At 39.6% G+C, this 6511-nt stretch carries 6 protein-coding genes; 2 read left to right on the forward strand and 4 right to left on the reverse strand.

Translation table 11 applies throughout. The features are described 5' to 3' along the window. Nucleotides 1-2 precede the first annotated feature (2 nt). From uppS to rimO, 4 genes are all read right to left on the reverse strand, one after another. A complete protein-coding gene (gene uppS, locus IO68_RS26470) occupies nt 3-752 on the reverse strand; it encodes a polyprenyl diphosphate synthase (RefSeq protein WP_007482227.1) in 750 nt (249 codons plus the stop codon). A gap of 4 nt (nt 753-756) precedes the next feature. Then, on the reverse strand, nt 757-1311 hold the full coding sequence (frr, locus tag IO68_RS26475) for a ribosome recycling factor (RefSeq protein ID WP_007482228.1): 555 nt from the start codon (nt 1309-1311) through the stop codon (nt 757-759). Between the two features lie 75 nt (nt 1312-1386). Then, nucleotides 1387-2115 (reverse strand): UMP kinase, encoded by a 729-nt coding sequence (pyrH, locus tag IO68_RS26480; RefSeq protein ID WP_007482231.1) that lies wholly within the window; start codon nt 2113-2115, stop codon nt 1387-1389. 64 nt (nt 2116-2179) lie between these two features. After that, nucleotides 2180-3523, reverse strand: a complete 1344-nt coding sequence (rimO, locus tag IO68_RS26485; RefSeq protein ID WP_004879334.1) for a 30S ribosomal protein S12 methylthiotransferase RimO — start codon at nt 3521-3523, stop codon at nt 2180-2182. A gap of 328 nt (nt 3524-3851) precedes the next feature. Here rimO and glnL point away from each other — a divergent pair, with 328 nt between their 5' ends. Together glnL and glnG are read left to right on the forward strand one after the other, a co-directional pair. Then, nucleotides 3852-4961, forward strand: coding sequence for a nitrogen regulation protein NR(II) (gene glnL / locus IO68_RS26490; RefSeq protein ID WP_004879333.1), 1110 nt, complete (start codon nt 3852-3854; stop codon nt 4959-4961). After that, on the forward strand, nt 4948-6444 hold the full coding sequence (gene glnG, locus IO68_RS26495) for a nitrogen regulation protein NR(I) (protein WP_007482233.1): 1497 nt from the start codon (nt 4948-4950) through the stop codon (nt 6442-6444). Before glnL ends, glnG begins: the two co-directional genes overlap by 14 nt. Nucleotides 6445-6511: the final 67 nt, after the last annotated feature.

Here is a 6511-nt window from a genome sequence, read left to right on the forward strand (position 1 = left end):
TATTAATTCTCTATTTTCGCTTGTTGAATCTGTTCAGAAGTTTTACCGAAACGTCTTTCACGTCCTGAAAAAACGTTAAATGCATAATCCAACTCTTGCACTGTAAATTCTGGCCACAAAGTATCGGTAAAATACAATTCTGCATATGCAGCTTGCCAGAGCAAAAAGTTAGATAAACGATAATCACCACCTGTACGAATTAATAAATCGACGGCAGGAAGATCGTTTAGACTGACATACTTATCAAATAAATCAACATTTATCTGATTGGTTTCAAGCCTGCCAGCGAGAGCCTCTTCTGCAATGCTCTTCGCAGCTTGAGCCATATCCCACATACCACCATAACTTACGGCAATCGTGAGTGTCATCGAATCAAATACTGCTGTTTTTTGCTCTGCATATTCCATTAACGCTCTCAATTTCGTCGATAAACGAGAACGATCGCCAATGAAACGCAACGCAATATTAAACTTTTCCATCCGAGGTAGTTGCTCATGAATTGTCTCTTCCAACAATTGCATTAACAAATCCACTTCGTATTGTGGTCGGTTCCAGTTTTCACTTGAAAAAGCAAAAACAGTTAAAGCACGAACACCGACTTTTTTACAATGTTCAACGATAGGATCTAGGACATTTTTGCCCTCGCGATGCCCATCGCCTTTTTGCATTTGCTTTTTTTTAGCAAAGCGATTATTGCCATCCATGATGATGGCAATATGCTGAGGAAGATTTTGCTCTTCTGATAATGTCATATCATTAGACTTTCATTAATTCCGCTTCTTTCGCTGCAAGACGCTTATCAACTTCTGCAACATATTTATCAGTGATTTTTTGGATATCATCACCAGCACGACGCTCATCATCTTCAGAAATTTCTTTTTCTTTCAACAATGATTTGATATCACCTAAAACATCACGACGAATGTTACGAATTGCAACTTTCGCATTTTCAGCTTCAGAACGCGCCACTTTCTGCATATCACGACGTGTTTCTTCTGTTAATGCTGGAAGTGGAACACGGATCGAGTCAGCAGTAATTGGGTTCAAACCCAAATCACTTTCACGGATCGCTTTATCAATTGCTGAAACCATTGTACGTTCGAAAGGTTGAACAATAAGCGTACGAGAGTCTTCTACACCAACGTTTGCAACTTGGTTTAGCGGAACATCAGAACCATAGTAAGGAACCATCACACCATTTAAAATTGATGGGTGCGCGCGTCCAGTACGAACTTTTGCAAAACCTTGCTCTAAAGAGTCAAGTGTTTTCTGCATACGCTGTTCGCTATCGTTTTTGAGATCGTTAATCATATGATCTTCCTTACTTATTCATTAGGTATTACAAAATATTTAGCGTAGTATAAAGAGCTTTCAGGCTCACGTACATTAGTTCGTAACGTGAGTCCCTTCTTTTTCACCCATTACAACAGAAAGTAATGCGCCTGATTTATTCATATCGAATACTTGCAATGGCACATTATGATCACGACACAAGCAAATTGCTGTAAGATCCATAACGCCAAGCTTTTCATCAAGCACTTGATCGAATGTTAAGTTATCGTACTTAACAGCATCATCATATTTGCTTGGGTCTTTATTATAAACACCATCAACTTTAGTTGCTTTCAAGATTAAGTTTGCTTCAATCTCGATACCACGTAAGCAAGCCGCAGTATCTGTTGTAAAGAATGGATTACCTGTACCTGCAACAAATACGCACACTTCACCTTGGCTTAAATGGCGAATTGCATCACGACTTGAGTATGACTCAACAACTGTACCAATTGACAATGCAGACATTAAACGAGTTTTAATGTTACGACGCACCAATGCATCACGCATCGCCAGACCATTCATTACAGTTGCCAACATCCCCATTTGGTCACCCGTAACACGACCAACCAAACCATCTTTTTGTAATTGGCTACCACGATATAAGTTACCACCACCTACAACAATACCAACTTGCACACCTAAACCAACTAAATGAGCAATTGAAAGTGACATTTGATCTAATACTTGGGCATCAATACCCATATCTTTATTGCCCGCTAAAGCTTCACCAGAAAGCTTTAGCAAAATTCGTGCATAACGTGGATTTTTAGAAGCTGACATACCTTTACTCCAAACCGACCAATCTCAAAATTTTCTTAATCTAATAAAAATGAATAATTCAACATCAAGCAGATTTAATCTGAATTAATTTCGCAAACAAATCGTATTCATCCGCGTCAGTAATTTCGACCTCAAGCAGATCACCCGCTTTAATCACACTCTTATCAATATCTTCAACAAAAACGTTACCATCAATTTCAGGTGCGTCAGCATAAGAACGAGCAACTGCTACTGGGAACTCTTCTTCTAAGCTATCAACAAGCACCGTCATTTTCTGACCAATACGTTTTTGTAGTTTTGCTGCGGAAATAGCTTGCTGAACTTCCATAAAACGTTCATAACGCTCTTGCTTGATTTCTTCAGGCACATGATCAGGAAGATCATTCGCTGTCGCACCCTCTACAGGTGAATAAGTAAAGCATCCAACTCGATCCAGTTGAGCTTCTTTCAACCATTCTAATAAGATTTGGAAATCTTCTTCAGTTTCACCAGGAAAACCAACGACAAAAGTAGAGCGAATCACCAATTCAGGGCATTTTTCACGCCACAATTTGAGGCGCTCTAATGTATTCTCACTATGCGCTGGTCGCTTCATCAATTTTAAGATGCGTGGACTGGCATGCTGAAAAGGAATATCTAAATACGGTAAGATTTTACCTTGCGCCATTAAATCAATCGCGGCATCAACATGTGGGTATGGATAGACATAATGTAAACGAACCCAAATTCCAAGTTGACCGAGTGCTTCACACATGTCATAGAATTTAGTTTTTACAGGTTGTCCATTCCAGAAATCCAACTTGTATTTCGTGTCTACACCATAAGCTGACGTATCTTGAGAAATCACTAGAATTTCTTTTACACCAGCACGTTTGAGTGCCGCCGCCTCATCCAACACTTTACCCACTGGGCGAGAAACAAGATCTCCGCGCATACTTGGGATAATGCAGAATGTACAACGATGATTACAGCCTTCTGATATCTTTAAATATGCATAATGCTTCGGTGTCAAACGAACACCTTGCTCAGGAACTAAATCAATAAATGGGTTGTGCTTTGGTGGTGCTGGTACATATTCATGTACAGCTTCCATTACATCTTGATAGGCTGCCGCACCTGTTACTTTTAGAACATTTGGGTGCATTTGACGAATCTTGTCTTCATCTTTACCTAAACAGCCCGTGACGATAACACGGCCATTTTCGCTCATGGCTTCACCAATCGCGTCTAAAGACTCTTGTACTGCAGATTCAATAAAACCACAGGTGTTAACAACAACCAAATCTGCACCATCATAATCTGATGCAACTTGATAACCTTCAGTCTTTAACTGAGTTAAAATTCGTTCAGAATCTACCAATGCCTTAGGACAACCTAAAGATACAAAACCGACTTTGGGGGTCTTCATGAATCTGCGCTCCACTAGAATCGGCGTATTGTATGTCTTTTCTTGGCTTACGCATAGCAGCAAAGACATCTCTTTGTGTAATGCACCAAAATACAACCAATATTTTAAATAAAATTCAACACTGCACCATTTTGAATCATAATAAAATATAGAAATAACCCAATGTATGTGAAAAATACCGTATAAATTAGACATTCTACGAATAAGTTATTGAAATTTAGCCAATACAAAGTTGGCTTATATTTTGCATTAAGTACAATCTATAAGTTAATGGCTATTCATTTATATTGATATTAATTGCGCCATTTTAAAACAGGACGATTCACAAATGGATCAACACAACACTATCGACTATCGACTACTTGTAGATAATCTGACGACTGCCATTTTATTGGTCGATAGTAATCTTAATATTTTTTATTTAAATTCTGCTTGTGAAGCATTATTTGATATCAGTTTGCTTCGCGCATCGGGCCAACCTGTACTCAATTTACTGCATGCACATGATGATACATTTAATACACACGAAGCATTAATCAATACATTACAAAGTGGACAACATTATACGCGACGAGAAGCTGTAATTAACGTGAACTTCAAACCAATTCATGTTGACTATACCGCCTCGCAATTAAATGCAGGAAAAAGCTACCACCCCTTACTTCTCATTGAACTCAATCCGATTGATCGTATGTTGAAAATTTCCAAAGAGGAAAATTTGGTTCAACAACATCATGTAGCTCGCCAATTGGTTAGAGGCGTTGCACATGAAATCAAGAATCCTTTAGCTGGTATTCGTGGCGCAACTCAACTTTTAGCACGTAGCTTGGGTGATGAAAGTTATCGAGAATTTACTGACATCATTATCAATGAAGTTGACCGCTTGACTAACTTAGCTGACACGATGCTCGGTTCGCGGCAATTACCTAGCTATGAACATGTTAATGTGCATGAACCACTAGAACGCGTTCGCTCACTTATTGCTAATCAAACCAAAAAGAAAATTAAGATTACTCGAGATTATGACCTTTCATTACCAGATGTTATGGCTGATCGTGATCAACTCATACAAGTCATGCTCAATATCAGCGTCAATGCTGTCCAAGCAATGACTGAGAATAAAGATTACTTTACCGACTCAGAGCCTGAATTAACATTAAGAACACGTATTCAACGTTTAGTCACTATTAATGGTGCACTACATCGCTCTACAGTCCGTATTGATATAGAAGACAATGGCCCTGGTGTGCCAGAAAGTATTTTAGAGTCAGTATTTTATCCACTCGTCACTGGGCGAGCTAAAGGAACAGGTCTAGGCCTAAGCATTGCTCAAAACATCATGCATCAACATAACGGAATGATCGAGTGTCAATCCGTTCCTGGAAAAACCGTATTTAGCTTATATTTACCTTGGGAGTCAGACCGTGTCACGAAATAAAATTTGGGTAATCGATGACGATCGTGCCATGCGCTGGGTACTCGAAAAAACTTTCAAAGAAGAAGGTTTTGACGTTACCAATTTTGAAGAAGCACAAACGGCACTTGAACGTTTACATGATGATGCACCTGATGTCATTTTAACTGACATCCGTATGCCTGGGATTGATGGTTTAACTTTTTTATCCAAAGTTAAAAATACGCATCCAGATCTACCTGTCATTATTATGACAGCGCATTCAGACCTTGAATCCGCTGTATCAAGTTATCAAACAGGTGCTTTTGAATATTTACCAAAACCTTTTGATATTGATGAAGCATTAGCACTGGTTAATCGTGCAATCTTGCATATCAATAAGTTACAACAACAAGAAGCAACTAAAGCAGCATCACCATTGCAATCAACCGAGATCATTGGTGAATCTCCTGCTATGCAGGAAGTTTTCCGTGCGATTGGGCGTTTATCACAATCTCACATTACCGTGTTGATCAATGGTGAGTCAGGCACAGGTAAAGAATTAGTTGCACATGCTCTACACAAGCACTCACCTCGTCGTGCTAAACCATTTATTGCACTCAATATGGCGGCGATTCCTAAAGACCTGATTGAGACAGAATTGTTTGGGCATGAAAAAGGTGCTTTTACTGGAGCAAATACACAACACCAAGGGCGTTTTGAACAAGCCAATGGCGGTACATTATTTCTAGATGAAATTGGTGACATGCCATTCGAAACTCAAACTCGTTTACTACGTGTGCTTGCAGACGGTGAGTTTTATCGTGTTGGCGGGCACATTCCAGTCAAAGTTGATGTTCGTATTGTTGCTGCAACACACCAAGATTTAGAAAAGCTAGTCAATGAAGGACGCTTCCGTGAAGACTTATATCATCGTCTGAACGTGATTCGTATTCACATTCCTAAACTTGCGCACCGCAGCGAAGATATTCCAATGCTTGCGCAACACTTTTTGGCACGTGCAGGTAAAGAGTTAGGCGTTAGCCCTAAAATCTTACGTACCGAAACGACAGATTACATGCAGCAACTTCCTTGGCCGGGCAATGTTCGCCAATTAGAAAACACCTGCCGCTGGTTAACTGTCATGATCACAGGTCGTGAAGTTTATCCAGAAGACTTACCTGCTGAACTGAAACAAGTTTCATTACAAAAAACTAATAATGATGCCTCAGCAGCAGCCCCAAACAGTGCAGCAATTGTAGATCGAATTGCAGTACATCATTGGGATGAGTTACTTGGTCAATGGGCTGTTCAAAAATTAAAAAATGGCGAAATGAAAATTTTAGATATTGCCACTCCGATGTTTGAACGTACTTTAATCAATGCAGCTTTACAACAGACTCGTGGTCGTAAACGCCATGCCGCTGAGCTTTTAGGTTGGGGGCGCAACACCTTGACACGCAAACTAAAAGAGCTCGGCATGGACTCAACAGAGGATGATGAAGACGAAGAAGTTCGCTCTGCATAATTACAGCCATTAAATATAAAAAGCGAGTAAAGATTTACTCGCTTTTTCTCTGTACACGACAAATTTC

Origin of the sequence: Acinetobacter sp. COS3 (genome assembly GCF_000475335.1) — a bacterium.
In the GTDB taxonomy this organism is placed as follows: domain Bacteria; phylum Pseudomonadota; class Gammaproteobacteria; order Pseudomonadales; family Moraxellaceae; genus Acinetobacter; species Acinetobacter venetianus.

Coding starts and splice junctions, on each gene's coding strand:
- glnL (WP_004879333.1), top strand. CDS start 3,852: ATGGATCAACACAACACTATCGACTATCGACTACTTGTAGATAATCTG.
- pyrH (WP_007482231.1), bottom strand. CDS start 2,115: ATGTCAGCTTCTAAAAATCCACGTTATGCACGAATTTTGCTAAAGCTT.
- uppS (WP_007482227.1), bottom strand. CDS start 752: ATGACATTATCAGAAGAGCAAAATCTTCCTCAGCATATTGCCATCATC.
- frr (WP_007482228.1), bottom strand. CDS start 1,311: ATGATTAACGATCTCAAAAACGATAGCGAACAGCGTATGCAGAAAACA.
- rimO (WP_004879334.1), bottom strand. CDS start 3,523: ATGAAGACCCCCAAAGTCGGTTTTGTATCTTTAGGTTGTCCTAAGGCA.